Here is a 26,680-nt window from a genome sequence, read left to right on the forward strand (position 1 = left end):
TCTACTCCTTTTTTTATTTTTGAATTACCACAGCTCTTTTTTGTTCTTGCGTCAAGCCATGGCAAAGTAAATTCAAAATAATTGCCGTTAAACTACTAATCACAATCCCATTTCCTGTAAACATTTGCACTGTTTCTGGTAATTGATTAAATAAACCTGGTAACATATTGAATCCTAACCCAAAACCGATTGAAACAGTAATGATTAATAAATTTTTTTCATCAGCTAGATCAGCTTGAGATAACATCTTCATTCCTTGAACTGCTACCATTCCAAACATCACTAACATGCCACCACCCAGAACTGACTCAGGTATAACTTGAGCCATTGCCCCTACTTTAGGAAATAACCCCAACAAAATTAAGAAAAAAGCTGAAAAATAAATAGGTTGTCGGGTTTTAATACCTGACAATTGAACAAGTCCAACGTTTTGAGAAAAACCAGTATAAGGGAAAGTATTAAAGATACCACCTAAAATTACTGCCAATCCCTCAGCCCGATAGCCTCGTTTCAAGTCATCCTCAGTGACTGGTTTCTCTACAATATCCCCCAAGGCAAAGTAAACCCCTGTTGATTCTACCAAACTAACAATTGAGATAATAATAATCAATAAAATAGACCAGATATCAAAAGTTGGTTTCCCAAAATAAAAAGGCTGTGGTACATGAAAAGTCGGAGCTGCACTAATAGCAGATAAATCAACCTGACCTAAAACAGCTGCAATCAACGTTCCACCAATTAACCCAATCAAGACACCAACTGATTTCATAAAACCTCTAGCAAAAATTTGTGTGCCTATGATCAAGAAAATAGTAATAAAAGCTAAGCCTAAATTGATCAAATCCCCAAAATTACTAGCACTTGGGTCGCCTCCTCCCATCTTGCCTACAGCCACCGGAATCAGCGTCAAACCAATTACTGTAATAACCGTTCCTGTGACAATTGGTGGAAATAGTTTCTTTATTTTAGAAAAGAAACCGGCAATAAGTACGATAAATATCCCCGATGCGATAATAGCCCCATAGATAGCTCCAATGCCGTTTTTATTACCAATTAAAATAAGAGGTGCCACAGCTTGAATAGCACAACCTAACACGACCGGTAAGCCAATACCAAAAAAACGATTGACTGTTAATTGTAAAAGTGTTGCCACCCCACACATAAAAATATCAATTGAAATTAAATAAGTCATTTGTTCTTGATTAAAATTTAGACCTGTTCCAATTAATAAAGGCACCGCCACTGCCCCAGCATACATAGCTAGTAAATGTTGTAACCCTAATACCGCACTTTTACCTGTTTGATTTGACTTACTCACCTTGAGATTCCTCCTTTAAAAACGTTACGTCGCCTTCTGATAATGTTGCAACTCTTGCTAGAGATAGAACAGATAAATTCAATTCTTCTAATAACTGTCGTCCTTCTTGAAAAGATTTTTCAATAACAATCCCTATCCCACAAACTTGACTCCCAGCTTGTTGACATAATTCAACAAGTCCTTTGGCTGCTTGGCCGTTTGCTAGAAAATCATCAATAATTAATACCTTATCTTGAGATGTTAAAAATTTTCGAGAGATTGAAACTTGACTGGTTACTTGTTTGGTAAAGGAATGAACACTTGCACTCAATAATTCTTCATTCATTGTTAAACTTTTAGATTTTCGGGCAAAAATCATAGGAACCCTTAAGCTCTGAGCTGCAAAAATAGCAGGTGCTATACCAGAAGCCTCAATCGTCACTACTTTGGTAATGCCTTGCTCTTTAAATGCTGTAGCAAATGTTTCACCTATTTTTGCCATTAACTGGGGATCGACTTGATGAGTTAAGAAACTATCAACTTTTAAAACACCTTCATCTAAAACTTGCCCGTCTATTTGAATACGTGTGATTAATTCTTCCATATTAACACTCCTCAACCTTTTATTTATCATTAAAATAATAAGTTATGTCTGCAATCTCAAAGACTACACTACAAAGTTTAAATACGTAAAAAAACACCTTCTTTGCATAAGCAAAAAAGGTGTCATCAACACGTTTTTTACTTATAGTCCAACATTTACGGTATTGGGTAGAGACTGTCGACCATATTTCGACGATATATAAGCATAACAGCTATTTAAATGATAGCTCCATTATCAATGGAAATCATAAAAAAAGCAAGGGTAGAAAACGTTTTAAGTTGTTATTTCTTAATTATTTTTGGTTTAATTTTATAATCGTTCGTTTTTACAGCTTTTCTTGTTGGCGATATTTTTCCATTTTTTTACTAAAAAGCTCGCCATTACTAGGTGGGGTATAAGTTATAGCGTTGGCTCCTGCTTCAATTGTTTCTTCAATACTTTTAATAGTTGGACCACCGGTAGCTATGATCGGCAGTTCAGGAAATTTTTCTCTAAAATATTTAACTGTCGCCGCCGTTTCTTTCCCTGCACTAATGTTAATGATGGAAATGCCAGCTTTTAGTTTTTCTGCAACAGGCGTATATTTGGACGTTACAGTCCCTACCACAGGTATATCAACAACACTACACACACGCTCAACTGTCGGGATCGGTGTAGGTGCATTGAGTACAACACCAATTGAACCTTGAGCTTCTGCAAACATACTCATGTAGGCCGAACGCTCACCTTGAGTCAAACCACCACCGACTCCAGAAAATACTGGGATATCTGCAACTTCAATAATACTCTTCGTAATAGCTGGGTGAGGGGTAAATGGGTAAACAGCAATAACTGCATCTGCATCTGTATTGCGAATAATCGCAATATCTGTTGTAAAAATAACTGAACGAATTTTCTTCCCGAATATTTTAATCCCACTAGCCTTATGAATAACTTCTGGAACACGAATCGTATCTTGACGCAATTCAGTCATAATCTCTGGTATAAATTTTTCTGACATTTTCTTCGCTTCCTTTCTATTTGCTTACACTGACTAACTTCAACTAAAATAACACCCTAACTTAATAATTCTCATACTACTTACGAAAAGCATAAGATATTTAAACTAATATAACAAGTAATAATAACTGAAAAAGCCTTTTAAAATAGAGACGATTTTTATAAAAATCGTTTTATTATAATCAACGTGAGCAGACTCAGATAAAGATTGCGCTCTTTCTTAAAAGCCTTTATACTAAAGAATAAAAGACATAATTTGACACCTTTAAAAGGAGCTATTTCTATGACAAAATCAGAACGACTAAATGATATGATGCGCTATTTAAATGACTTTGATTACTTTAACTTAGCAGATATTATGACACGCTATAATATCTCAAAACGAACAGCTTTACGTGATATTCAAGCATTAGAGGAACTGGGTATGCCAATCAAAGTCGAACTTGGACGCTATGGGCGTTATGCCATTTCACGTAACAGCCTACTCTCACCAATTATTTTTACACTTGATGAAGTTCACGCCTTATATATTGCCATGTTAATGTTCGAAAATTATCCTACAACACCTTTTCATTTAAATCAAACTCATTTACATGAAAAATTTGCAGCCTGTTTATCTGAAAAACAGCTCTCATCTATTGAAAATCTAAAAAAAGTAATAGCACCCACAGCTATTAGCCCTTCATCAGATAAACATTCAGTCTTGGTACCAATTTTGAGAAGTTGTCTCAACGAACAAGTTTGTAGCTGTCACTATTCAGAAACAGACGAAGAGTTTGATATCCAATTTTTCAACCTCACTGTTTCCAATCAAGAGTGGGTGGCAAGTGGCTTTGATTTTCGTGAACAACAAGTTAAACAACTAGTCTGTGAAAAAATAACTAACATCACACTGTTAGAAACAGAACGAGTTCACTCTTTAAAAGAGCTCATTACCTTGGCAAATAATAAAGAAGCCACGAACCAAGAACTGGGGATTTATTTTGAAATAAGTATTACCTCAACTGCAGCTAACGCCTTTAAAAAAGAAGCAGCTACACATAAGATGACACTGATTGAAGGCGCTCGTCCAATCATTAAAGGTCATTATCAAGAAAGTGAAGAAGATTATCTAATAAACCTTTTACTTTCCTTTGGTCCTGGCCTTCTAAGTGTCCAACCCGCTCGTTTACGTCAAAAATTACAACAACACACTGCTAATTTATTAAAACATTATCAAAAATTATAAAAAAACAGCGACTAGCGCTGTTTTTTTTATTAGAAACGATGTCTTTTTATGATCATAAAACTACCTCCCAATAAGCTAATCCCTACTAAATAAGGTATAAGTGATAATAGTTCACCTGTTTGAGGCAGTCTTTTTTCTCTTTCATCCACTTTGGTAACCGACTTTATAACACGATCATGTTTACTTAGATTTTTGTTATTTTCTCGTTCTTTTTCTTCAATAATAGCCATCTGTGTTGGTAATTTAAAGATAGGCTCTTTTTCGTTAGCTTTAATGTTTATTGATAAATCTGCTTGATTATCTTTTATTTTCTCTCGACTCTTTAGTGCTCTTTTTTTAGTATCAATTTCTTTCGATTCAACTTTACCAGTCTTTAATTTTTTCATATTCCCTTCTAATTCACTTGAACTAACCTGGGTTTCTTCCTCGCTTATTTCCGAATTACTTGGATCAGTTTGAGTCCCTTCCTCGCTTATTTCTGGCTCACTTGAATCAGTTTGAATCCCTTCCTCACTTATTTCTGGCTCACTTGGATCAGTTTGAGTCCCTTCCTCGCTTATTTCTGGCTCACTTGGATCAGTTTGAGTCCCTTCCTCGCTTATTTCTGGCTCACTTGGATCAGTTTGAGTCCCTTCCTCGCTTATTTCTGGCTCACTTGGATCAGTTTGAGTCCCTTCCTCACTTATTTCTGGCTCATTTGGATCAGTTTGAGTCCCTTCCTCGCTTATTTCTGGCTCACTTGGATCAGTTTGAGTCCCTTCCTCGCTTATTTCTGGCTCACTTGGATCAGTTTGAGTCCCTTCCTCGCTTATTTCTGACTCACTTGGATCAGTTTGAGTCCCTTCCTCGCTTATTTCTGACTCACTTGGATCAGTTTGAGTCCCTTCCTCGCTTATTTCTGGCTCACTTGGATCAGTTTGAGTCCCTTCCTCGCTTATTTCTGGCTCACTTGAATTTGTATGGAGTAATCTAAATTGATCGTTAACTTCGAATAATTCGCCAATTTTCAATAAGAGTTTGTCCTGCCCTCTTGCTGCATTAAATTGAATTCCCATAGGTAAGCCTGTTTCACTGATGTGTGTCGGTAAACTAATCGCTGGCTCTCCTGTTAAATTAGCTTGTTGCGTAAAAGGTGTCAAGGTCAAGGATTCTAACCACTGATTATAAATTAAAGGTAGTTTTTTTTCAGCTGGTAAGTCATCTATATGAGCTAATTGTTCGGCATATTCTGGACTTAGTAGCGGATCATCAACTTTGGAAGCTGGATATGCTGTAGTTGGTGTTAAAAAAAGTGGATACTTAGTGTGAAAATCTGCCATCTCTATAGCTGCTTCTTGATTAAATTCCCATGCCTGATTAACCTCTTCTTTTGTAACAGTTTTACTGGTCTGTGCCAAAGCCCACGTCACAATATCCACATCTTCTAAGGTAATGGGGCGATGTAATTTCTGACTAGCTAAAAAGTTAACGATGCCAGCTGAAGCTGCTCCAATCGTATAATAACTCTCCATCAATTTAACCCCATCTATCGGATTTTCAACCTCTACTAAATTAAAACCTTGTTCTTTTAAAAAAGTAACGGCTTTTTCAACCGCTTTGACAGCTTCAGGACTAACGGGTGTTCCAATAGGTGATTTGCTAGAATATGCAACCGTCATACCTGTTAAATCAGGTGCTTCCTGTAAGGGTTCTTTTTCTAACTTTCTAAAAAGGCTCTCACTATCCGCTATCGTACGAGTCAAGGCAAAGTGAACTGCCTGTCCTTTTTCAGAAGGACTGTTGCCAATTAGCACACCACGGCTTGGTTTCAATCCAATGGTTCCCGTCCATGCAGCAGGAATTCGAATCGAACCTCCAGCATCACTACCTGACGCAACTGGGACCATCCCAGCAGCTAAACTCGCTCCTGCTCCACCAGAAGATCCACCAGCTTGATAATCAAGGTTCCAAGGATTACGTGTTGGGCCATATAATTTAGAGTCTGTAATATTTTTCAATCCTAATTCTGGAAAATTAGTTTGACCAATAATAATAAAACCTGCATCTTGTAATCCCTTAACAAAAGCACTAGTTCCACCTGAAACTTGATCTTTTGAAAAGACAAATCCATTAGTATTAGACTCTCCTTTTAAAGTCTGTCCTAATCCTTTTAACAATAAAGGAACGCCTAGAAAAGGTTGGCCTGTATCGATCAAGCTATCGGCTTCTTTTAGAGCGGCCTCTGCACGCAAAGTAATAACTGCATTTAATTGCGGATTTTGTTCCGAAATTTGAGTCAAAGCAAGCTCGACTAATTCACGACTTGTAATCTTTCCTTCTCTTACTAATTTAGCCTGTTCCAAACCAGATGTCTTTTGATAGGTCAAGCCGTCTAAAATATTACTCTCCATTATCTCTTGCGTCTTTTTACTATCCTCAATTTGTTCACTACTCTGACTAGTTTGTAAAGTTGCCACTGCTAAACTAGTGGGCAATGGCACGCTACTGCTACATAAAAAAATGAAGATACTAATCATACTAAATTTCTTGAAAAATTTGATCCCTTGTTGTTTACTAAGTAACCTCACACTTACGCACTCCTTATCTTCTTATATTCCCTCACCTAATGTATCATTACACTTAAAGACTACTCAATTATTCTTATACCTATTCTCCATATCGCTAAAATAACCCCAGTATATTAATACAAAACCATAGTAATCCTATCTTTTTCACAAACAATTTTGTTTTTATATTCTTAACTGATTCTAATTTAATCAGTAAATTATCCACAAAAAAAGACCAGCTAGTAAAAGCTGGTCTTTTTTTTTATTATTTTTCGTTTAGTCTAATTTTCACATTCTTAGTTGTACGTTTTGAATATAGCTGTTTTGAACAGGCTGGGCAATTATACGCCACTCGTTCTGGTTTTTCAAAATCTTCACCATAAACTTTTATAAGCATGCTATAACAGTGACGACACTGAAAATCTTCTCTCAGTTCATTCATTTGGTTCATTCTTGCCATTTGATTCACTCCTTTTTGTCTTAGTATAACAAAAGCAGTGCTTAAACTAAATACCAATTTCTCTATTAATTTAATCCTATTTAAGAAAACCTCTTAATCAACTGAGCTATTTTTTCTAAATAGCTTCTCACTAATAGACTATATTCCTTCACCAATACAAAATCTGTTTGGTTACCAGTAATAGCAACTTGTAAACCTGTAGTTAGTAGGCCATAGCCAATCCCTAAACCATTATCAACAACTGGTGAAAAAATAAATTGTGATATCAAGGGAGAGGACAAACTACTTGTTGAAATACTATTTTTAACAGCACGTAAAAAAGTACTATTTTTCATAATTTTTAGATACATTGATTCCTCTAAGTTAGTGATAACAAACGATAAACCTAACAAATGACGTTCTGCTCCTTGACCAATTTGATTTTGCTTCAACATTTTATTATGTGAAGCTATTGCTTTTAGTAATAATTCATAGATCGTAATATCTGAATTTTTATTTCCAACAAAAGCTGAAATAAAATAATGAGCCTCATTGGTCATGGGACGTGCTACTTCTGTCCGCCCTTCATAAAAATGTCTCATTGAAACTGATTCATATATAGAAGGAAACCGATGCCTTTGATGATAGTAAGCCGCCATAAACGCCAACTGCAGACAAGCATCTGGGCTTATCTGTTCCCCTTTAAACAATTGTCGACACAAGGTGTCATCCTTCACTAATACTGTATAATGTTTCTTACTTTCGTTGATAAAATCAACGTTACTTTGCCTGACAATCTCATGATCGCTCGCATCGAGTTGCCACTTTAATGGCAAAATACTTAAATCCGAAAAAGAAATCAAATCACTTTGAACCGGCTCATTCATTGTTAATTGACTTAATAAATAAACCCAATTACTCCCGTCACAGCCTGCATGTTCAAAATTAAGCCCAATCTCTCCTGTTACTGATTGAATTAACTGTAAAGATTTGAAAAACCAACGATTACTAGCTTCACCAAATAAAAATTGATTCTGGCCCTCTTTAACCTCATCTTCATCTAAACTAACAGTAAAAAGTGTCTCTTCAAGGTTCTTTAAACTTAAACGATTAATTTGTTTTTTTTGTAATTGATTTCTAAATTGACTTGCTTCTGAGGCTGTCATAGTTGTCATAGCACCAATCAAACTTTTTGTAGCTCCTTTTACATTACCTTTTCTGATACTTGTCAAACAGGTCGCTAAACTATTTGGCGAAACCAGACGATGTTTAGCATCGGCTACCGTAATCAAATACCATGCGCCTTGATGGACCACACCAATCCTAATTTCCCCCTTTAGAAGACTGCGTTGAAGCAAACTCTGTTGTTCCCCTGGAACTCTTGTATAAAATATGTGATGAAACATCTCCATGGAAAGAAATTGGTCACCTATTTTTTCTGGTAGTAATTCGTTTTCTTCAATACTAAGTGCCAAGTTAACTATACCTAAAATCAAATATTCTAATGGCTGCTGTTCTTTTAAACTCGCCTTATTTAACTGAAAGGCATAATTTGAAACCCCTGCGATCTTTTTGTGGTTTGACGTATAGGTATCATCCCAAAAAGGTCGTAACCAACTTCTATTACCACCCAATTGCTGTTGCAGTGTGTGCAATTTTTTTTGTAACACCTTACCATTTTTTACTAATATTTCTAAATCGCTCACTAATTCTTTGTGTTCTTCTACATTTTCTACAAAAGGAACTGTCATTTCACGAATTATGTCACAAGTTTTTGTAATAGTCGGAATGGGTAAACTGTCTAAGTTACTATCTTGCCAAAATGTTTGCATCTATCCTCTACCTTCTTTCTTATAAATACACACTATTTTCAACATTTGGCTGACTGATCTTCACTTACCATAAGTACTTTTACCTTATTATATCAGAGAGTTGCTTGCTAAAAATTATAGCCTATCACTCACTACTTGAGAAGATTAACAGTTAAAAATAAGTTAGTGTTCATTAAATAAACTTTTAACAGATGAATTAAAACACTTTCAACCCATTAACTATATTAGTATAAAGATTTAAGGTACACTATTAGTGGTATAACTATTTATTATGGAGGCGTTAATATGGGGGCATTAGGAACATTGCTGATTGTTTTAGGCGGATTTTTGACTTTCTTTTTTATTAAAAAGAAAAAAAATGTCAAATTACGTAATTATTCAATTGGTCTACTTATTTTAGGCGTTATTACAATGGGGGCATTTGGTGGTAATGACACCTCACCAGATAAGCTCGCAACAACTAACTTAACGAGCAAGCAGACCAACACCAAACAGAACGAAAAAGAAAAATCAGCCAAGATTGAGGCTGACAAAAAAGAAAAAGATGAAAAAGAAAAATTAGCTAAGATTGAAGCTGATAAAAAAGAAAAAGATGAAAAAGAAAAGTTAGCTAAGATTGAAGCTGATAAAAAAGAAAAAGATGAAAAAGAAAAGTTAGCTAAGATTGAGGCTGACAAAAAAGAAAAAGATGAAAAACAAAAATTAGCTAAGATTGAAGCTGACAAAAAAGAAAAAGATGAAAAAGAAAAATTAGCTAAGATTGAAGCTGATAAAAAAGAAAAAGATGAAAAACAAAAATTAGCTAAGATTGAAGCTGATAAAAAAGAAAAAGATGAAAAACAAAAATTAGCTAAGATTGAAGCTGATAAAAAAGAAAAAGATGAAAAAGAAAAATTAGCTAAGATTGAAGCTGATAAAAAAGAAAAAGATGAAAAAGAAAAATTAGCTAAGATTGAAGCTGATAAAAAAGAAAAAGATGAAAAAGCGATAATCTCAGATAGGCAAGTTAGCAATCAAGAGTTGGCTGAATTGCCAATTAGCGATGTTCAAACAATCGATGTTAATGATGGAAAACCACAATTTACCACTGCAGAACTATCACTTGAAAATGGGGCTTGGGAACAATATGGGGATCTTGATCAGTTTAACCGTCCAACTTATGCTGAAGCTATGCTAAACCAAAGTCAGATGCCCGCTTCAGACCGAGAATCACTACATGTCAATCCGACTGGTTGGCGCAATAAAAAAATTAAAAGTGGTTATTTATATAACCGCTCGCATTTAATCGGATTCCAATTTACAGGTCAAAACAACAACCTAAAAAATCTCATAACAGGAACTCGAGAATTAAACAGCCCTGAAATGTTACGTTTTGAAATGGATGTAGCTCATTACTTAAAACAGTCAGCCGATAACTATGTTCGTTATTCTGTTATCCCTGTTTTCAGAGGCGACGAGTTAGTTGCACGTGGCGTTCACATGCAAGCCCAGTCTATTGACAGTGACGGGATTAGTTTTAATGTCTTTATTGCGAATACACAGCACGGTGTTGACATTAACTACCAAGATGGTACGAGTCAAGTCTTACCAGAACAAGAAATTACGAATAAGACCAGTACTGAAAATGAAACCTATCATGAAGTCAAAGAAGATGCAGCAACCCAAAGTAATGCACCTCCTACTGAAGAAACAACACCTATCGTTGAAGAACAAGTAACAGAAGTCCCTGTCCCAGAAGATAATACCGGACAAACAGTTTATATCACCGCTACAGGTAAAAAATATCACTTGAATTCAAATTGCCGTGGGTTAAATAATGCCAATGGAACAACTGAAACAACACTTGCTAATGCCCAATCCATGGGTCTAGATAAATGTGGATTTGAATAAAAAAACAGCGACGCACTTTCGGCGTCGCTGTTTTTTTATTTTAATTGTGGCCAAAATGTTTTATTTGCTTCTATCAAGTCATCTAAAATAGTCTTAGCAACTGAAGCACTTGGTACTGTTTTTGATAATGTTATAGCTTGCCATAATTTTTGATAACTCTCTTCGATATAGGCTTCTACAACAAGTTTTTCAACCGCTACTTGCTGCTCCATTAACCCTTTTTGGAAAGTTGGAATGCTACCTATACTTAACGGCTCTGGTCCATCATTTCCGACCAAACATGGAATCTCAACCATTGCCTCTGAGTCAAAATTATCAATCGCACCATTATTTGGAACAATTAATAGCATTCTTTCTTTTGTATTAAAGGCAATTGCACAAGCCAAATCAATAATAAATGTAGCATGTGCCCCTGCGTGAAATGATGTCCCTTCAGCCGTTCCATTATCAATAATCTTATGAGCTATTTCAAACACTTCTTTTTCTCTTGTCTCCATAACTTCATTTGCTCTAGTAAAATCAGGATTAGAATTAGCTACTTCGTAGTCAGGATATAAGTAATATTTTAAATAAGTATTTGGTAAAGTTGTAGGATCTAGTGCATATATATCTTTTGCCTTTTTAAAAGTAGCTTTCCAACTAGGATGCTTATGCTGAAAATCTTCTGTTTCAAAAGCATAACCGTCTTTAGCAACAAAACGTTGTAACTGTGGAAGTAAATCATGCCCTGATTTATCAGTAACACTTGTCCACCAACCAAAATGGTTTAGTCCATAATAACGGACAGTCAATTCTTTCCTAGACTCCAGTCCCAAAATGTCAGCAAAAATATTTTCGATAGCGATTGGCATATCACAAATATTTATTATTTTTGAATTGGGACGTAAACGACGCGTCGCTTCAGCAACAATAGCTGCTGGATTAGAATAGTTTAACATCCAAGCATTTGGTGAATATTTTTCCATATAATCTAATATTTCAAGTACGCCAGGAATTGAGCGCATACCATACGCTATCCCACCAGGTCCACACGTTTCTTGACCTACTACACCATATTTCAGTGGGATTTTTTCATCTTTTTCTCTCATAGCATATAAACCAACACGGATATGAGCCATACAAAAGTCAATATTTGTAAAGGCTTCTTCAGGATCTGTTGTATATGAAAATTTAATATCGGAATTTTTTTCCCGTAGTAGTATCTCACACGCTGCCCCAATTGGTTCTTGTCTTTCTGCTAAATCATCATACAGTTTAATTTCCTCAATAGGGAAACGATCAATATTGTCTGCTAACATTGCAACAATTCCTGGCGTATAAGTACTTCCTCCACCTGCAATTAAAATTTTTTGTTTTTTCATTATATAAACCCTCCACTTAATTATTCACTAATATTTAATTCTTCATCTACTAATGTTCTAATACTATTAATTTTCATACCATATACTACCTGAACATGATTAGGTTTTAGAACAACACCTGCTGCTCCCGTTTTCATTAATTTTCCCTCATCAATCACACTGTCATCGACTACATCTACTCTCAGTCGCGTAAAGCAATTTTCTACTGATAATATATTTTGAGGACCTCCTAAAGCATAAATAATTTCTTGTCCTAAATTAATGGGAGCCGAATCACCTTCATTTTTTATATCTGGTGTATCTACTTCCAGATAAGCTTTATCTCCGTCAACTAACTCTGGTACATCGTTTTCTCGACCCGGAGTTTTCATATTAAATTTAGTGATTAGAAATTTAAAAGCGCCATACATGACAAGAATTTCAAGTAATCCTAACCCAACAAAAATTATCCATTTAGTTCGATCGGCTCCAGCTGGTATATTGTATACGATAAAATCAATAATCCCATTAGTTGCACTAATCCTAACTCCTGCTAGGTAAGCAAGCATTTGGAAAAAACCATCGATCACTGAATAAACTAACCATAAAATTGGGGCTGTAAAAATAAACATAAATTCTAATGGTTCTGTGATACCGACTAAAAATGAAGTGATGGCAGATGGTAATATAGTTGTTTTTACTTTTGCTTTATTTTTAGGATAAGCTGTCCTATAAAAAGCTAAAGCGACCCCTAAAATCCCAAATATTTTGACCATACCATATACCAAAAACCTAGCTGACGGATCTAACGTTAAAATAGATGGATCTGCTATCTCTGCTAAAAAGATAGGTTTAGCACCAACATACATATCCCCATTGATTACCATCTGTCCTCCAACTGAAGAGAATACAAATGGTGACCAGATAAGGTGATGCAAACCAGTCGGAACTAAGAAACGATTTAAAAAACCATATAAAAATACCCCAAAAGCACCAGCTGAGTTCATAAATCCTGTCATAGCAGTAATACCATTTTGAATAAATGGCCAAACATATGTGACACCAATTGCTAAAGCTCCGATAATTGGTAATAAGCAAATAAGTACAAATTTACTATTCCCATAAATTGAAAGCGCACCTTCAAATTCTTTATCAATATATTTATTATGAATATACGCTACTATTATTCCGAGTATAATCCCTAAAAAGACTCCCATATCTGTCACTTTGAATCCAAAAACAAAAGTTTGTCCTGTTCCATATAAATCAGCATTTGATAAACCGTCTGCTAATTTATTTGTTAATGTCAACCATGTATTATTTCCACTTAAAAACATAAAGAAAGTCATTGTAGCTACAAAAGCTGCCTCAGCTTTCTTTTTACGAGCCATCCCCATTGCAATACCAACACAAAAAAAGAAACTGAGATTATTCATTACGGCCCAAAGCAAACTGGAAACAAACTTACCTGCAATATAAACAACTGAACCTTCTGTGACAAATGCAGTATTAGTCATGACACTTGTTGCCGCAATTCCCAATCCAATGATTGGTAAAAATAATACAGGACCAATCATTGCCTTAGAAAATTGTTGTAATTTAGTTACTACTTTTTCCTTCATTGCCAACCTCCTCCTATGTAAAGCCTTACATTTCACAAGATATCATAGCTATGTGTTTATCTTTAAAACTAGTCTAGCATTACTTTACTTAAACTAATACACTTTGATAACGTTTACAAACATGTACACTTAAACGTGAACATGTTATTCTACTAAGAAAAAAACTAGGAGATAACTAATCTCCCAGTTTATTTGCCTTTTGACAAAAGATATTCTTTTAATAAAGATTCAATTAAAAATAAACTACCTGAATAAAAATAATTTTGTTGGATATTTTGATCATCTAATTGATTGATATCTTCAATAACTACCGTCATATCTGATAATTCAGAAAGTTTTCCTGTATTACTTGAACTAAATAAAATACTAGATAATTGACTTTCCTTGGCTTTTTCAGCTATTTTAATAATATTACCAGTCTCACCCGATTTTGAAATCATGATAACTAAACCTGCATCGAAAGGGTTATTTTCGTAAGTTGAGAATAAATCTGAAAAAATACTTTTAAATCCCAAAACTTGTAATTTCATACTAAAATACTCAGCAATAGGTTTAGAAAAACCACTGCCACATACGTAAATAACTTTATCCCGATTTAACTGTAACAAGTTAATTATTTTATCTACTGTAGCTTGTGTTACTTTTTTAAATAAATCTTCTAATAAAATAAGACTTAGGTTAGTTTTATCTTCTTTAATATCTCTGTGATAAGAAAAATATAAGCGATAAATCATATCATTGTAACCAGTAAAATTCATTTTCTTAGCCAATTTAATAACAGTAGCTGGAGACGAATAATTTTTTTGTGCCACCTCTCGAACACTCAAACTTAGTGCTGTTTCAATGTTATTCAACAGGTAAGACAAAATCTTATGTTCTGTATCGCTTAACTTATGTTTATTAACTAACTTATAGATATCATGGGTCATTTATTCTGTCACCTTCTAATTTAGTTTAGTTTGAATTATATCATACATCTTGATGACTCATTCTGTCACATCCTTACTACACATAAAAATAATTATGAAGTTAATTACATCATAAAAATAAATCATACATCGTTAACTCTTACTAAAAGTCCCAAAATTATCTTAACTAACAGAGCTCCAAATTAATCACTAACACTTTTGAATAAAAAACAGCGACGCACTTTCGGCGTCGCTGTTTTTTATTTGAATTGGGAATGATATAAACTAGCATAACGTCCATTTTGAGATAATAGTTCTGTATGTGTCCCTTGTTCGATAATTTTACCGTGATCCATGACTAAAATAGTATCCGCATTGTGGATAGTCGATAACCTATGAGCAATCACTAAAGAGGTTTTTCGTTCTAATAGATTGTCTAAAGACATTTGAATATGGCGTTCTGATTCATTGTCTAGTGAGGCGGTTGCTTCATCTAAAATTAAAAGCGGTGCATCTTTCAAGAGAACTCTAGCAATCGCGATTCGTTGTTTTTGTCCACCAGAAAGTTTGATTCCTCGTTCACCAACTTGGGTCTCAACTCCTCGAGGTAATTCTTCAATAAACTCGGTCAATTTAGCTGCTTCAATCGTTTGAATAAGCTGTTCCTCTGTGGCATTAAGAGAACCATACAAAATATTTTCTCTAATACTGCCATCAATTAGTTCAACATCTTGAGAAACAATTCCTATATTATGGCGTAAGGAACTCATCGTATAATTTTTAATATCCTTGCCATCAATCAATACTTGCCCAGATGTTGGGTCATACAATCTTGTCAGTAAACGGGTCACAGTTGTTTTACCTGAACCGGAAGAGCCGACCAAAGCAGTCACTTCCCCTTCAGGTAATTTAAACGACACATCATCTAAAATAACTTGATCCTCTTGATAACCAAAGCTAACACCAGAGAATTCAGCCCCCTCCTTTAAACTTTCTAAAACAAGGCCTTGTTGGGGTTCTATAATAGTTGGTTCAACCTCATACAGCTCCATGATACGTTCATATGACACAACTGATTGCTGAAAACGACTGACCATTTGAGTAAAGGAACGAATTGGATTTTGCAATAATTTTAAGTAAGCAAGATAAGCAATGATATTTCCTACTGTCAATTCTCCTTGAAAAACTTGCAGCGTTCCATAACCTAAAACAATTGCCACCCCTAGATAGTTAACAAAATCAATGGATGGGGCAAACATAGTTTGATAGCCCATGGCCGTCAAATAGTTCTCTTTATTTTCAGTATTAACTTTTTTAAAACGCTCCGTTTCAAAATCCTCAGTAGCAAAGTTTTTAATAAGTAAAATTGACGTCAAACTCGCTTGTAATTGATTATTAATCTTGGAAGTCGATTGACGAACCTTCCGAAATGCTTGGCGTAAATGGCGACTAAAATAAAAGTTTAATAAATATAACATCGGAAATGTCAGCGAGATCAATAAGGTCAAACGCCAATCTTTGACGAGCATAAACCCCATGACAAAGCCGAATGTTAGCATATTACTGACTAACTTTAAGGTATTCGGTGAAATTAAATCTTGAATGGTTTTAATATCACCTGAAAAACGGGTCATCAAATCGCCTGTTTTTTGTGTTTCAAAAAATTGAAAATCTTGTTTTAAGACATGACGGTATAAATCCTCACGCAACTCAACAATCGCTGTTTGACTGATTCGGCTCATAACATAGGTCGAAATATAGCTGAAAATACTTAATAAACTTGCAAATAATAGCAATAAACCGATATTAATACTTAATTGTGAGACAGATTTACTTGGGATCACCTCATCAATAATACGTTGGGTAACTTGTGGAATACTAAACTCCAGTCCTGCAATGATGAGTAACGAACTTAGACTTAATAATAACATTGGCCATTGAGTCCAAACACGCTTGAAGATAAATCTCAACATCTCGATGACTGAACCCTGTGTTTCTTCACTAGTCATTTAGTCACTCCTTTCTAAAAAAACTAACTGATATAACACTACTTTATTATGTTGTGCTTATTTACACAACTGATTACGCTTAATAAAAAATAAAAAGTATTCTGATAATAATTATCAGAATACTTTTTATTCGCTTTATTTATCGCCGGTGATACTGCCACCTTGCGTTTTAATCACTTCTTGGTACCACATGAAGCTATCTTTTTTATAGCGGTTCATCGTACCACCTTCTTCATCGCGATCAACATACACAAAACCATAACGTTTTTGATAGCCATTTAACCAGCTTAATAAATCAGTAAATGACCATGTGCAATACGCCCAAACCTCACATCCTTCATCCACAGCTTTCATCAGCTCATGAATATGAGCATCAAAATAAGCGATACGATAATCATCATGAATTTCGTCACCTTCAGTCTTCGTATCAAAGGCGCCTAGACCATTTTCAGAAATCACAATAGGTAAGTCATAGCGGCTAGTAATTTCTTTACAAGCATAACGTAAGCCAGATGGATCAATTGTCCAATCCCAATCAGTTGTTGCTAAATGTGGATTAGCTGGATTTTTAAATAGACCTGGTATTCCTGTAACTTGATTTGTCCCTTTTTTACCAGTTGTATTCATCTCTGCAAATGGCGTCACACCGTCCAATGGATTGTACTCACAGACACTTGTCTGATAATAATTGACACCCATAAAATCAATCTGGTTGGCTGCTTCTTTAAATACCTGACGATCTTCAGCCGTCACAATTGGGGCTAAGCCCTTCTTCTCTAAGTAGGTAAAGGCATTTTTTGGATAACGGCCATAAGCATACACATCCATCCACCAGAAATTTCTTAAATTGTCAAAATCAACTTTCGACATAGCATTCTGTGGCTCACAGTCTAGCGAATAACTAGGACTATAAGCAAAGCTTGCGCCAATCTTACCTGTAGGCATCAACTCTTTAAACACTAAGACGGTTTTAGCATGAGCTAAAAAGACATGATGGTTGACTTGATAATACATTTTTTCATCATTAAATTTACCTGGTGGGTGCATGGCGGTCATCCAACCCAGTGTTGTAAAAATATTTTGTTCATTCATCGTGATCCAATATTTAACTTTACCTTGAAATCTTTCGAATAAATACGTAGCATAATTAACAAAATCATCCACCACTTTTGGACTTTCCCATCCCCCATATTCAGTCACTAAGGCTTGAGGTAGATCCCAATGATACAAAGTTACCATTGGTTCAATATTATGTTTCAAACATTCATCAATCAGGTTTTCATAAAAGACGACACCGGCCTCATTGACTTCACCTTTACCTTCTGGAAAAATACGTGACCAAGCAATTGAAAAGCGATAAGTTTTTAAGCCCATCTCCGCCATCAATGCCACATCTTCTTTGTAGCGATGATAGTGGTCCACTGCAATTTCACCTGTTGTTTCTTTAAATGTCTTACCTGGAATTTTAACAAAGTCATCCCAATTAGATAACCCTTTACCATCTTCCTGATAAGCACCTTCTATTTGATAAGCTGCCGAAGCACTTCCCCATAAAAAATCACTTGGCATTTTTAAGTTTGTCATTATCTTTTATCCTCCATCTCTTATCTTATTATATTAAACAATAGTTAGTACTTCTTCTAATTCTGTCACTATTTTTTTAGGATGACTGACAACGTCCAGATATTCCTGACTATTTGTCACAATAATCGGCGTAATAAGGTCATACCCAGCTTGACTAATTTTTTCAATATCAAAGCTTAATAGTTTCGTCCCTTTCACAACACGATCACCAGCCTTAGCATGGGCTGTAAAATACTCACCACCTAGATTAACCGTATCAATCCCTACATGAATCAATAATTCGACACCTGTTTCTGAGGTAAATCCAATTGCATGACCTGTTTCAAAAAAAACATCAATTATCCCGTCACATGGTGCTATAACTTCCCCTAAACTTGGTTTGATGGCAAAACCTTTCCCTAGTAACCCATCGGCAAATGTTTTGTCTGGAACTGTTGCTAAACTTACTAACTCACCGGCTAAAGGACTGCCCATTTTAAGTCCTGTATTTAATGGTTTTGTTACAATTGGTTCCACCACTTCGGCTTCTGGATTAGGAATGTCTTCAAAGCCAATCATATAAGAGGCAATAAATGATACACTAATTGTAACAGCTGCTGTTATTAAAATATACATTAATGATGATGGACGACCTTCTTCAATGTATTGAGGAATAGTTACTAAAGCTGGTGTTGCGACACCAAATGACTTTAATTGGAAGAAACCGCCCACTAAACCACCAGCAGTTGCGCCAATACAAGCACCTAGCATTGGTTTTTTTAACCGGACCGTAATCCCATATAAAGCGGGCTCGGTAATACCTGCTACTAAAGCTGAAAAGGCTGATGATCCTGCAGTCTGTTTTAAATCAGTATTTTTTGTTTTAAATGAAACCGCCAAAGCCGATGCTCCTTGTGCCATATTAGAACAAAATTCGGCAATACAGATAAAAGCTTCATAACCAGTTGTAGCAATCATACTTAATTTTATCGGAGTGAAGGCATGATGCATCCCCGCCATCACAATAAATGGGTAGATACCTGCAACTAATCCAATCGCTACAAATCCTAGGTAGTCATGAATGGTATAAATAATAGTCGATAGGCCATCACTTAAGATTGAACCTAATGGTCCTACGATAACCATTACAATTGGAGCTGTAATCAATAAGACTAACATTGGTGACAAGAAATTTTTAGTAATAGCTGGAGTAATCCGATCCACAAAAGGTTCCACATAAGATAGTACCCAAACAGCTAAAATAATTGGAATAACTGAATAGGCATAGACCGCATAGGATACTGGAATAAGACCAAAAAATTTCAACGTTTCATTTGCTTCATGCGCTTTATTAATCATTTCAATAAAGTTAGGATGTAGTAAAATCAATCCTAAACTAGCTGCGTAATAAGGATTCGTTTTGAATTTTTTTGCTGCTGAAATGGCGATTAAGACTGGCATAAAGAAAAAAGCACCATCGCTAATCACATTTAATAATTCAAAGGTTTGACTCTTATTATTTAATAGCCCCATCATTGGTAAGACGGTTAATAATACTTTGATCATAGCTGATCCGATAATCGCAGGAATAACCGGTGCCATACAACCAGAGATAACATCTAAGACTGTCGCAAAAATATTTTGTTTTTTCTTGTCTTTTTTGAAATCAGGATCCGGCGTCCCGTCAAAATTTCCCAACTTACACAATTCCTTATAAACCGCCCCTACGTTATTACCAATAATAATTTGGAACTGCTCCCCTTTTTCCATTACGCCCATGACACCACGAATGGCTTCAACTTCTACCTTGTCAGCAAGGGAGTCATCTTTTAGGGTAAAACGTAAACGAGTCATACAGTGAACTAACCCGATAACATTTTTTTCACCTCCAACTTTTTCCAAAATTTGTTTTGCTAATACTTCATAGTCCATTTTTTTCCTACTTTCTCTGCTTCATCAGATTAATTTAGTGCTCAAGTCTTGCCTTAGTCGAAATTTTTTCAATATGAATCATCAAATATAATTGTTCATCTGAATTTAAATCATAATCATAATGATTTTTAATATGTGCAACAATCTTACATACACACCCATAGCTTTCTAAATATTTAGCTTTAAAGATGTCAAATAAATCTTGGTTCTCATCACTATAGGTTTGATCACTAACAACCCGTTGAGCAAAAAACTTTAAATGTGTGACAAATCGATTATAGTAAATCGATTCTTCATTAAAATTAGTTCGAAAAGTATATTTTATAATATCAATAATTTCTTGCATCAATTTCGTCACATCAGTAATACTTGTCATGTAATCAAGTTGGCCATAAATCAAATGTTGGGCGATATATGCCGCTTCATCTTCACCAAAGGGAATACCAAACTCATTTTCAATATCTTCAATGGCTGATAGACCAATTTCATACTCATCTTTAAACAAGCGCTTGATATCCATCAACATTGGATTAGTCACTTCAATCCCTTTTTTGTGACGCTCAACTGCTCCATGGATATGTTCTGTTAATGAAATATAAACCACATCATTGATTTTTTTATCATATTGCTTCTCTAAAATAAAAATAATTCGTTCGGTGATTTTCATATATTCCTCAGGAATTTCTGCCACAATGGCTTTCAATCGCTCGTTTGTTTCTGAATCTGTATTTGAAAAAATCTTATACCTACCAGTGGGAGTCACCTCCTTTCCAACTTTTTGACCAAAAGCAATGCCATTTCCCATGACAATGACTTCTTTTCCATGACTATCATAAGAAATAAAGGCATTGTTATTCAAAATTTTTAATACTTTCATCGTTTTTCCTCCTTAAAAGTACGCAAAAAAAGCAGACAAAACCTAAACAGACGACTATCTCAAATGAGATACTCCCCGTGTTAAGGTTTTGCCCGCTCTAAACGGTAACAATCCTTTTGTCCTTTAAATCGTAACAAAAAATGAATACGCTGTCAATCTATCCTTTATTTTTTTTAACTTTCCCTAGTAATGTTCTCTAACATACTTGATAAAAAAAGAAAAAACGACCTTAAATAAGGACGTTTTTAAACTAGTTAGCAATAAATTCAGTAAAATCAGCTGCCATTTCTTCGGCCTTAGTATGATGGAGATAATGGCTGCCTTCATAAATTTTAATCTCAGAATATTGACTATTTGCAATCATTTTTTGATGTATCGGTAGCCAATCCTCATCTGGTTCAATACTTTCTGATGCTAAAAAATAAAGAATTGGCAAATCTGGAGGATATATTAAGTTAGACGTTTTTTCGAAATTACGAGCCATCTCACGTCCTTCATTTATCGTTGCCTCAGAACCAATATTTTTCAAAGAGAGATACTTAAATTGGTCTAATGATGGCTGATCCAATTGAGGCGCGTTTAACATTTCTGGAGCGGCTTTAGTAAATAAACGGTAAATACCTGATCGGCTAAGAAATTTAATCATTCCTTCTTGATTATCATCTGCCCCTCCTTGACTAGGTAAGCTACTATCTATACCAACAAAACTTTCAACTTCTTTAGGATACTTTTTGATGTAATCTAACGCATATACACCTGAGATAGAATGAGCCATTAGTGTATAGTGTGTAATTCCTAACTGCTCTAACCCTTGGTGAATCTCACTTGTTAGATTTTCCACAGTTCGCGCCTTATTAGTATCTTCACTTAGACCATAGCCAAAAGGTTCTAGTACAACCACACGATAATCTTTCGCCAATTCTTCCGTTAATGGCTTAAAGTCTAAAACAGGGGTTCCTGTTAGATAGCCTGGTAACAGTACAACGGTTTGTTGCCCTTTTCCACTAATTTCGACTCTCATACTTTTATTGTCAACCGTCACTTTTTGACCATAAGAAACAATTTTTTTGGATTCACGATTTAATTGGATCTTATTATTCAAAAAAGTCCCTACAAAAAACAACAATACGCATATAACTACTATCAACCCAATAATTCCTACAAATTTAATTATTTTTTTCATAATCGACCTTTTTCTTAATCTAAAAATTTCTTGATTTCTTTTGAAATAGTAGGAGTTTGCGTATGATGCAAATAGTGAGCTCCTTTTAATTGTACTAATTTCCCTTTTTTTAAGCCTTTTAATTGATCTTGGTGCATCTCTAACCAATGTGGCATACTATTGTCATTATCTGCTACAAATAATAAGACAGGCATGTCTTTAGGATAACGAAGACCTCTAGAATCAGGAAAACTGTGACTTAATTCTTGCAATTCTTCAGCCATATTACGACTACTCATGTTTTTCATTGTTAGTAGACGTGTTTGTTCAAAATTAGGATCCGACTTTTCTACCCCAATAGCTGTTTCAGGATTCATTTTAATAAAGGCACGAAAGACTCCTGCTTCTTTTAAAAAATCAAATACGCCCATATCAATTCCTGGCCACGGCTGTTCTGGTGTACTAGAATCAATCCCAATAAATCCCGTCATTTCTTTCGGATATATTTGGGCATAATTAATAGCATATAAACCAGCAATTGAATGTCCCATCAACTTATAATGTTTCAAATTCAATTGACGCACGACTGCTTGAATTTCTTCCACATAATTACTAACACTTCTCTGACGCTTAGTCTGGCTACTCAATCCATAACCAAATGGCTCCATCGTCACCACACGATAGTCTTTTTTTAACTGATTAATCAGTGGTTTAAAATCCAGATAAGGACTAGCTGTCCCTTGTCCTGGTAATAATAAAATCGTCTCTCTTCCTTGGCCTTCATCAATCACATTAATTTCGCCATCGAATAAAGCTAATTTTCTCCCATAATCTAAAACTTTAGGTGCCTCTCGTTTCAAACTAACTTGATGAACGACAGTTGTCGTAAATAACCCAATACCAATAATTAAACTTACGCTAATAAGTGTTGTTAGAATCCCTCTAAGCACTTGTTCCCACCATTTTTTTGGGTGAGATTCCTTATTTTTTTTAAGTATTTTCCTCAAATTCTATCACCTTCTCTGTTATTTTTTTTGTAATACGCTCCATTACTTCATGACTTAACACGTCAACACCACTTTGGGCAAGAACAAATTGACACGCTTTTAATTTATCAAAGAAAGTCTCAGCAGTGTTAGGATATAACGCTGGGATAAACCATGTACTCAGTAATAAGATAATAATCTCTGAGAGTTGTTTAGGTAGCGCAACAGATAAATGTCCACTTTTATTTCCTTCAATAATATATGCCTCAACTTTTGGTCCTAAGACATCTGTTAATTGTGTGATATAAATTGCATAAAATTTGGGATCATTCATCAAAGGATAGGCTAGGTCCATTGCTTGTCCTACTTCTTGATTAAACATGCTCTCAATCAATAATTCTTGGATTTTTTCGAGTCCTGTCAAATCCGTACGTTCATCAATCGCTGTTAAATAACATTCTTCTGGTAAACACCGACGAGCAACTGACTCAATTATCGCTTCTTTAGAGTCAAAATGATGATAAACTGCCCCTCGTGTTAAACCATCTAAACCACGTACAATATCTTGAATTGATGTTTTCTCATAGCCTTTTTCAGTAAATAAGCGGGATGAAACATCTAAAATCATATGATGCGCTTCAGTCGCTGTATATTTTTTCACCATTTTATTTCCCTCCCAAAAAACATTCATTCGGTATGTTTTTTATCTTACCTTAGTTATTGACCTCTGTCAATAACCCTTACAAACAAAAAAGTCTAAGACTCACGTCTTAGACTTTTCTTCACTCCCTTAGTAGGTTAATTCTATTAGTTGTTCTTGTAGTGACAGAACTTTTTTTCTAACTTCTAACTCATTGAGCTGTGCTATTTTCAACTCATCCCTAAGTCTTTGTTGCGCCTCCCTCTTGGCAACTTCGTGGTCCATTTCCCTAACTTTCATTTTTTCATGATACTGTTGGCAGACAACTTTAGATTTTCTTGCTTTTAGTAACTTACCTGCCACAGTGTCACCTCGTTCCAACCGTTTTTGTAATTCCTCAGAAACTGATTTTTTCATCAGAGCTTCTGGGACAGAAGTGGGAAATAAATATTTTTCTAACTCATTTGTTGGGATTTCGCTTAATTTTGTCATTGTGATGCCTCCTAGTTTTAGTGAAATAAAAAAAGTCACTAGAATATCTCCAGCAACTTTTAACCAGGAGAATATCAGGCTACATTGGAGCACGTTACCTCAAGGCACGTTGCTGTCGGGTCAAAGTGTGTAGTCACTCGCCAACTCTTTATATTCTATGACTTATTTATTTAGAAACAGTATAGCATCATTGCTCTTCGAAAAGCAAGTGTACTTACGCCTCACGGGTATCTTGGTCAACTTGTTCCCAAAGCGGTTCGATCGTATCATCTGTCAGCTCACCTGTTTTGAATTTGGCAATATGCTGATCATAGGTGGCTAATTTGTATGTTAACAGTGCTTTAGCTCGCTCCATATCAGCTAATTTGGTTTCCAAATCAGTGAGTTGATCCGCTAAAATTTGTTTTTGCATCAGCTCGACTTCTTCAGTGCTACCTAATTGAGACAAACGACAAAATTCAACTAAGGAATTAATCGAGAGACCGGCCTTCCGCAAATTTTTAACTAAATAAAGCCAATTTAAATCCTTGGTACGATACATACGATACCCTGATTGGCTCCGCTTCACTGGTGGTACAACGCCAATTTTTTCATAATATCGTAACGTATCCACTGTCAAATCAAACAATAATGCCGCTTCTTTTATATTCAAATTGGTCACTTCCTTAGTTAATTTAGTAAAAAACAAGTCATTTGAGCTAAGTTCACCCTAACCGTTAGATTTCAAAGCGATGGTTATGTTGGAGACGTAACGTGAATATTTCGGTCTCAGTATCAAACTCAAACATTAAAATACAACAATTTTTCAACTTTTTAGCAATGCCAATTTCACTTGTCTCCTCCCAATGTCTAGCAAATTGGGCGCACGCGCCTCCATGAGAGACCGCTAAAATAGTAGCACCTTGAGACTCCCTCATCATCTTCAACACAGATGAGGTGATTCTTTCTCTAAATGCCAACTCAGACTCACCACCATACGCCGCAAAAAAATCACCATAAGGTAAGACTGGATTTAAGTCTTCACTTTCCCCTTCAAAACGGCCAAAATGCCATTCTTTTAATCCTTTTAAACGCTTATAAGGGAGATCAGTAATTAACTCTAATGTATCAGAAGCTCTTTCTGAGGTCGAACTGTAGGCCTCATCAAAGTGAATATTCTCTTTGATAAAGTACTCACCAGCCTTTTTTGCTTGCTCTTGACCTAATTTAGTTAAAGGTGCATCACACCAGCCTTGAATCTTTTTTAATTCATTAAAAACAGTTTGACCGTGTCTCATTAAATAGAGCTTTTTTATCATTTATAAAACCTCCTTCTAGTGGGAATAGGTTTAGTGTACACCTTAGAGTTAACTTCAAGGCAAGCCTTTATTTCAAATTACTTCTTTAGTGTATATACTATTTATTAGTTCGTTGTTTGTTGATTGACCTTAAAGCAAAAGACCAAGCGAACCTAATAGTCTCTCAACATGAATTGTTTTATCAAAGTAGAGAGTATATACTGTTAAGTAGTAATGGCAACGTTGCTTGCCGAAAATTTAAACAAAAGGAGCGCACCATGACAACAAAAAAAATACCTATCTACAAACAAATTGCGGAAGAATTACTTGCTGAGATAAAATCTGATGCACTAATGGCTGGTGACCGTCTACCTACGGAATACGAGTTAGCTGAAACCTTCAATGTTAGCCGTCTGACCATTAGAAAAAGTATTGACTATTTAATTGCACATAATATTTTGATTAAGCAAAAAAATCAGGGAACCTACGTTGTCGGACATGGAAAAATAAAAAGTGGTGATGCTGGCTTAGCTGGCTTTTCAGAAATCATTCGCCAATTAGGAATGACTCCTAGTACCAAACTAATCGAAATGACTGAAATTTATCTGCCTCCTGAAGAAATCAAGACACAACTTGCCTTAATTGAAAAAGAAACAGTTATCTATATTAAACGTGTTCGTTACGCCAATAATGAACCCTTAGTAATTGAAAATTTACATATTCCTAAAAAGTTTCTTGGCGATATTAGTTCAATCAACTTTGAAGTCGATTCTATCTTTGAAACAATAGAAAAGCACAGTTTAATTGGCTACTCACAACAAGAAATTAGTGCCGAATTAATGTCGGAAGACATAAGTAAACTGTTAGATGTTGCACCTCAGTCACCTGTCCTACTCGTCAATACAACGACCTACTCTGTTAAAGGTGACCCTATCTTACTAGATAATTCTTATTATCGTTCAGATAAGTATGTCTTTAAAAATACACTTCACCGGCAACAAGTTTAATCAAAGAAGCTAACTATTTCATATAGTTAG

The 26,680-nt window shown here is 35.2% G+C and carries 22 protein-coding genes and 1 riboswitch; of the genes, 3 read left to right on the forward strand and 19 right to left on the reverse strand.

Annotation, left to right across the window (positions count from 1 at the left end):
* Positions 1-13 precede the first annotated feature (13 nt).
* The 3 genes from OL234_RS08765 to OL234_RS08775 form a co-directional block, all read right to left on the reverse strand.
* Positions 14-1,318 carry a nucleobase:cation symporter-2 family protein gene (locus OL234_RS08765; protein WP_275468849.1) on the reverse strand — a complete coding sequence of 435 codons (1,305 nt, stop codon included), beginning with the start codon at positions 1,316-1,318 and terminating at the stop codon, positions 14-16.
* Positions 1,311-1,901 carry a xanthine phosphoribosyltransferase gene (locus tag OL234_RS08770; RefSeq protein WP_275468850.1) on the reverse strand — a complete coding sequence of 197 codons (591 nt, stop codon included), beginning with the start codon at positions 1,899-1,901 and terminating at the stop codon, positions 1,311-1,313. Before OL234_RS08770 ends, OL234_RS08765 begins: the two co-directional genes overlap by 8 nt.
* A gap of 124 nt (positions 1,902-2,025) precedes the next feature.
* Positions 2,026-2,123, reverse strand: a riboswitch (purine riboswitch).
* 103 nt (positions 2,124-2,226) lie between these two features.
* Positions 2,227-2,901: a beta/alpha barrel domain-containing protein gene (locus tag OL234_RS08775; RefSeq protein ID WP_275468851.1), complete on the reverse strand. Its 675-nt coding sequence runs from the start codon at positions 2,899-2,901 to the stop codon at positions 2,227-2,229.
* Positions 2,902-3,183: 282 nt separating this feature from the next.
* Here OL234_RS08775 and OL234_RS08780 point away from each other — a divergent pair, with 282 nt between their 5' ends.
* Positions 3,184-4,128, forward strand: a complete 945-nt coding sequence (locus tag OL234_RS08780) for a helix-turn-helix transcriptional regulator (protein ID WP_275468852.1) — start codon at positions 3,184-3,186, stop codon at positions 4,126-4,128.
* 29 nt (positions 4,129-4,157) lie between these two features.
* Here OL234_RS08780 and OL234_RS08785 read toward each other — a convergent pair whose 3' ends face one another.
* The 3 genes from OL234_RS08785 to OL234_RS08795 form a co-directional block, all read right to left on the reverse strand.
* Positions 4,158-6,695, reverse strand: coding sequence for an amidase family protein (locus OL234_RS08785; RefSeq protein WP_275468853.1), 2,538 nt, complete (start codon positions 6,693-6,695; stop codon positions 4,158-4,160).
* A 244-nt stretch (positions 6,696-6,939) separates the two neighbouring features.
* The gene (locus OL234_RS08790; RefSeq protein ID WP_275468854.1) at positions 6,940-7,134 is read right to left on the reverse strand and encodes a hypothetical protein; all 195 of its coding nucleotides are present in this window, start codon (positions 7,132-7,134) and stop codon (positions 6,940-6,942) included.
* 80 nt (positions 7,135-7,214) lie between these two features.
* A complete protein-coding gene (locus OL234_RS08795; RefSeq protein ID WP_275468855.1) occupies positions 7,215-8,945 on the reverse strand; it encodes a choline/carnitine O-acyltransferase in 1,731 nt (576 codons plus the stop codon).
* Between the two features lie 285 nt (positions 8,946-9,230).
* Here OL234_RS08795 and OL234_RS11040 point away from each other — a divergent pair, with 285 nt between their 5' ends.
* The gene (locus OL234_RS11040; RefSeq protein ID WP_302471690.1) at positions 9,231-10,835 is read left to right on the forward strand and encodes a DNA/RNA non-specific endonuclease; all 1,605 of its coding nucleotides are present in this window, start codon (positions 9,231-9,233) and stop codon (positions 10,833-10,835) included.
* A 35-nt stretch (positions 10,836-10,870) separates the two neighbouring features.
* Here the strand turns inward: OL234_RS11040 and OL234_RS08805 are convergent, their stop codons facing one another.
* From OL234_RS08805 to OL234_RS08865, 13 genes are all read right to left on the reverse strand, one after another.
* On the reverse strand, positions 10,871-12,196 hold the full coding sequence (locus OL234_RS08805; protein WP_275468856.1) for a 6-phospho-alpha-glucosidase: 1,326 nt from the start codon (positions 12,194-12,196) through the stop codon (positions 10,871-10,873).
* A 20-nt stretch (positions 12,197-12,216) separates the two neighbouring features.
* Positions 12,217-13,797: a PTS transporter subunit EIIC gene (locus tag OL234_RS08810; RefSeq protein ID WP_275468857.1), complete on the reverse strand. Its 1,581-nt coding sequence runs from the start codon at positions 13,795-13,797 to the stop codon at positions 12,217-12,219.
* 188 nt (positions 13,798-13,985) lie between these two features.
* Positions 13,986-14,726, reverse strand: coding sequence for a MurR/RpiR family transcriptional regulator (locus tag OL234_RS08815; RefSeq protein WP_275468858.1), 741 nt, complete (start codon positions 14,724-14,726; stop codon positions 13,986-13,988).
* 239 nt (positions 14,727-14,965) lie between these two features.
* Positions 14,966-16,714 (reverse strand): ABC transporter ATP-binding protein, encoded by a 1,749-nt coding sequence (locus tag OL234_RS08820; protein WP_275468859.1) that lies wholly within the window; start codon positions 16,712-16,714, stop codon positions 14,966-14,968.
* Positions 16,715-16,849: 135 nt separating this feature from the next.
* Complete coding sequence (locus OL234_RS08825) at positions 16,850-18,298, reverse strand: glycoside hydrolase family 1 protein (RefSeq protein WP_275468860.1); 1,449 nt, start codon at positions 18,296-18,298, stop codon at positions 16,850-16,852.
* 33 nt (positions 18,299-18,331) lie between these two features.
* Positions 18,332-20,209 carry a beta-glucoside-specific PTS transporter subunit IIABC gene (locus OL234_RS08830; protein WP_275468861.1) on the reverse strand — a complete coding sequence of 626 codons (1,878 nt, stop codon included), beginning with the start codon at positions 20,207-20,209 and terminating at the stop codon, positions 18,332-18,334.
* A gap of 34 nt (positions 20,210-20,243) precedes the next feature.
* A complete protein-coding gene (gene licT, locus OL234_RS08835; protein WP_275468862.1) occupies positions 20,244-21,086 on the reverse strand; it encodes a BglG family transcription antiterminator LicT in 843 nt (280 codons plus the stop codon).
* 250 nt (positions 21,087-21,336) lie between these two features.
* Entirely contained in the window at positions 21,337-22,269 is a 933-nt protein-coding gene (locus OL234_RS08840) for an alpha/beta fold hydrolase (protein WP_275468863.1), read from the reverse strand.
* 14 nt (positions 22,270-22,283) lie between these two features.
* The gene (locus tag OL234_RS08845; protein WP_275468864.1) at positions 22,284-23,198 is read right to left on the reverse strand and encodes an alpha/beta fold hydrolase; all 915 of its coding nucleotides are present in this window, start codon (positions 23,196-23,198) and stop codon (positions 22,284-22,286) included.
* 40 nt (positions 23,199-23,238) lie between these two features.
* Positions 23,239-23,898, reverse strand: coding sequence for a TetR/AcrR family transcriptional regulator (locus OL234_RS08850; protein ID WP_275468865.1), 660 nt, complete (start codon positions 23,896-23,898; stop codon positions 23,239-23,241).
* Positions 23,899-24,024: 126 nt separating this feature from the next.
* Positions 24,025-24,366 carry a hypothetical protein gene (locus tag OL234_RS08855; protein ID WP_275468866.1) on the reverse strand — a complete coding sequence of 114 codons (342 nt, stop codon included), beginning with the start codon at positions 24,364-24,366 and terminating at the stop codon, positions 24,025-24,027.
* Positions 24,367-24,580: 214 nt separating this feature from the next.
* Positions 24,581-25,018: a MerR family transcriptional regulator gene (locus tag OL234_RS08860; RefSeq protein WP_275468867.1), complete on the reverse strand. Its 438-nt coding sequence runs from the start codon at positions 25,016-25,018 to the stop codon at positions 24,581-24,583.
* Between the two features lie 64 nt (positions 25,019-25,082).
* Positions 25,083-25,664 carry a histidine phosphatase family protein gene (locus OL234_RS08865; protein ID WP_275468868.1) on the reverse strand — a complete coding sequence of 194 codons (582 nt, stop codon included), beginning with the start codon at positions 25,662-25,664 and terminating at the stop codon, positions 25,083-25,085.
* A gap of 257 nt (positions 25,665-25,921) precedes the next feature.
* Between OL234_RS08865 and OL234_RS08870 the strand changes: the two genes are divergently transcribed.
* Positions 25,922-26,650, forward strand: coding sequence for a GntR family transcriptional regulator, LSA1692 subfamily (locus tag OL234_RS08870; protein ID WP_275468869.1), 729 nt, complete (start codon positions 25,922-25,924; stop codon positions 26,648-26,650).
* The last annotated feature ends 30 nt before the right edge of the window (positions 26,651-26,680 follow it).

The organism is Vagococcus intermedius, from assembly GCF_029144185.1.
Lineage (GTDB): Bacteria > Bacillota > Bacilli > Lactobacillales > Vagococcaceae > Vagococcus_D > Vagococcus_D intermedius.

Coding starts and splice junctions, on each gene's coding strand:
- OL234_RS08770 (WP_275468850.1), bottom strand. CDS start 1,901: ATGGAAGAATTAATCACACGTATTCAAATAGACGGGCAAGTTTTAGAT.
- OL234_RS08775 (WP_275468851.1), bottom strand. CDS start 2,901: ATGTCAGAAAAATTTATACCAGAGATTATGACTGAATTGCGTCAAGAT.
- OL234_RS08780 (WP_275468852.1), top strand. CDS start 3,184: ATGACAAAATCAGAACGACTAAATGATATGATGCGCTATTTAAATGAC.
- OL234_RS08790 (WP_275468854.1), bottom strand. CDS start 7,134: ATGGCAAGAATGAACCAAATGAATGAACTGAGAGAAGATTTTCAGTGT.
- OL234_RS08795 (WP_275468855.1), bottom strand. CDS start 8,945: ATGCAAACATTTTGGCAAGATAGTAACTTAGACAGTTTACCCATTCCG.
- OL234_RS11040 (WP_302471690.1), top strand. CDS start 9,231: ATGGGGGCATTAGGAACATTGCTGATTGTTTTAGGCGGATTTTTGACT.
- OL234_RS08805 (WP_275468856.1), bottom strand. CDS start 12,196: ATGAAAAAACAAAAAATTTTAATTGCAGGTGGAGGAAGTACTTATACG.
- OL234_RS08810 (WP_275468857.1), bottom strand. CDS start 13,797: ATGAAGGAAAAAGTAGTAACTAAATTACAACAATTTTCTAAGGCAATG.
- OL234_RS08815 (WP_275468858.1), bottom strand. CDS start 14,726: ATGACCCATGATATCTATAAGTTAGTTAATAAACATAAGTTAAGCGAT.
- OL234_RS08820 (WP_275468859.1), bottom strand. CDS start 16,714: ATGACTAGTGAAGAAACACAGGGTTCAGTCATCGAGATGTTGAGATTT.
- OL234_RS08825 (WP_275468860.1), bottom strand. CDS start 18,298: ATGACAAACTTAAAAATGCCAAGTGATTTTTTATGGGGAAGTGCTTCG.
- OL234_RS08830 (WP_275468861.1), bottom strand. CDS start 20,209: ATGGACTATGAAGTATTAGCAAAACAAATTTTGGAAAAAGTTGGAGGT.
- licT (WP_275468862.1), bottom strand. CDS start 21,086: ATGAAAGTATTAAAAATTTTGAATAACAATGCCTTTATTTCTTATGAT.
- OL234_RS08840 (WP_275468863.1), bottom strand. CDS start 22,269: ATGAAAAAAATAATTAAATTTGTAGGAATTATTGGGTTGATAGTAGTT.
- OL234_RS08850 (WP_275468865.1), bottom strand. CDS start 23,898: ATGGTGAAAAAATATACAGCGACTGAAGCGCATCATATGATTTTAGAT.
- OL234_RS08855 (WP_275468866.1), bottom strand. CDS start 24,366: ATGACAAAATTAAGCGAAATCCCAACAAATGAGTTAGAAAAATATTTA.
- OL234_RS08865 (WP_275468868.1), bottom strand. CDS start 25,664: ATGATAAAAAAGCTCTATTTAATGAGACACGGTCAAACTGTTTTTAAT.
- OL234_RS08870 (WP_275468869.1), top strand. CDS start 25,922: ATGACAACAAAAAAAATACCTATCTACAAACAAATTGCGGAAGAATTA.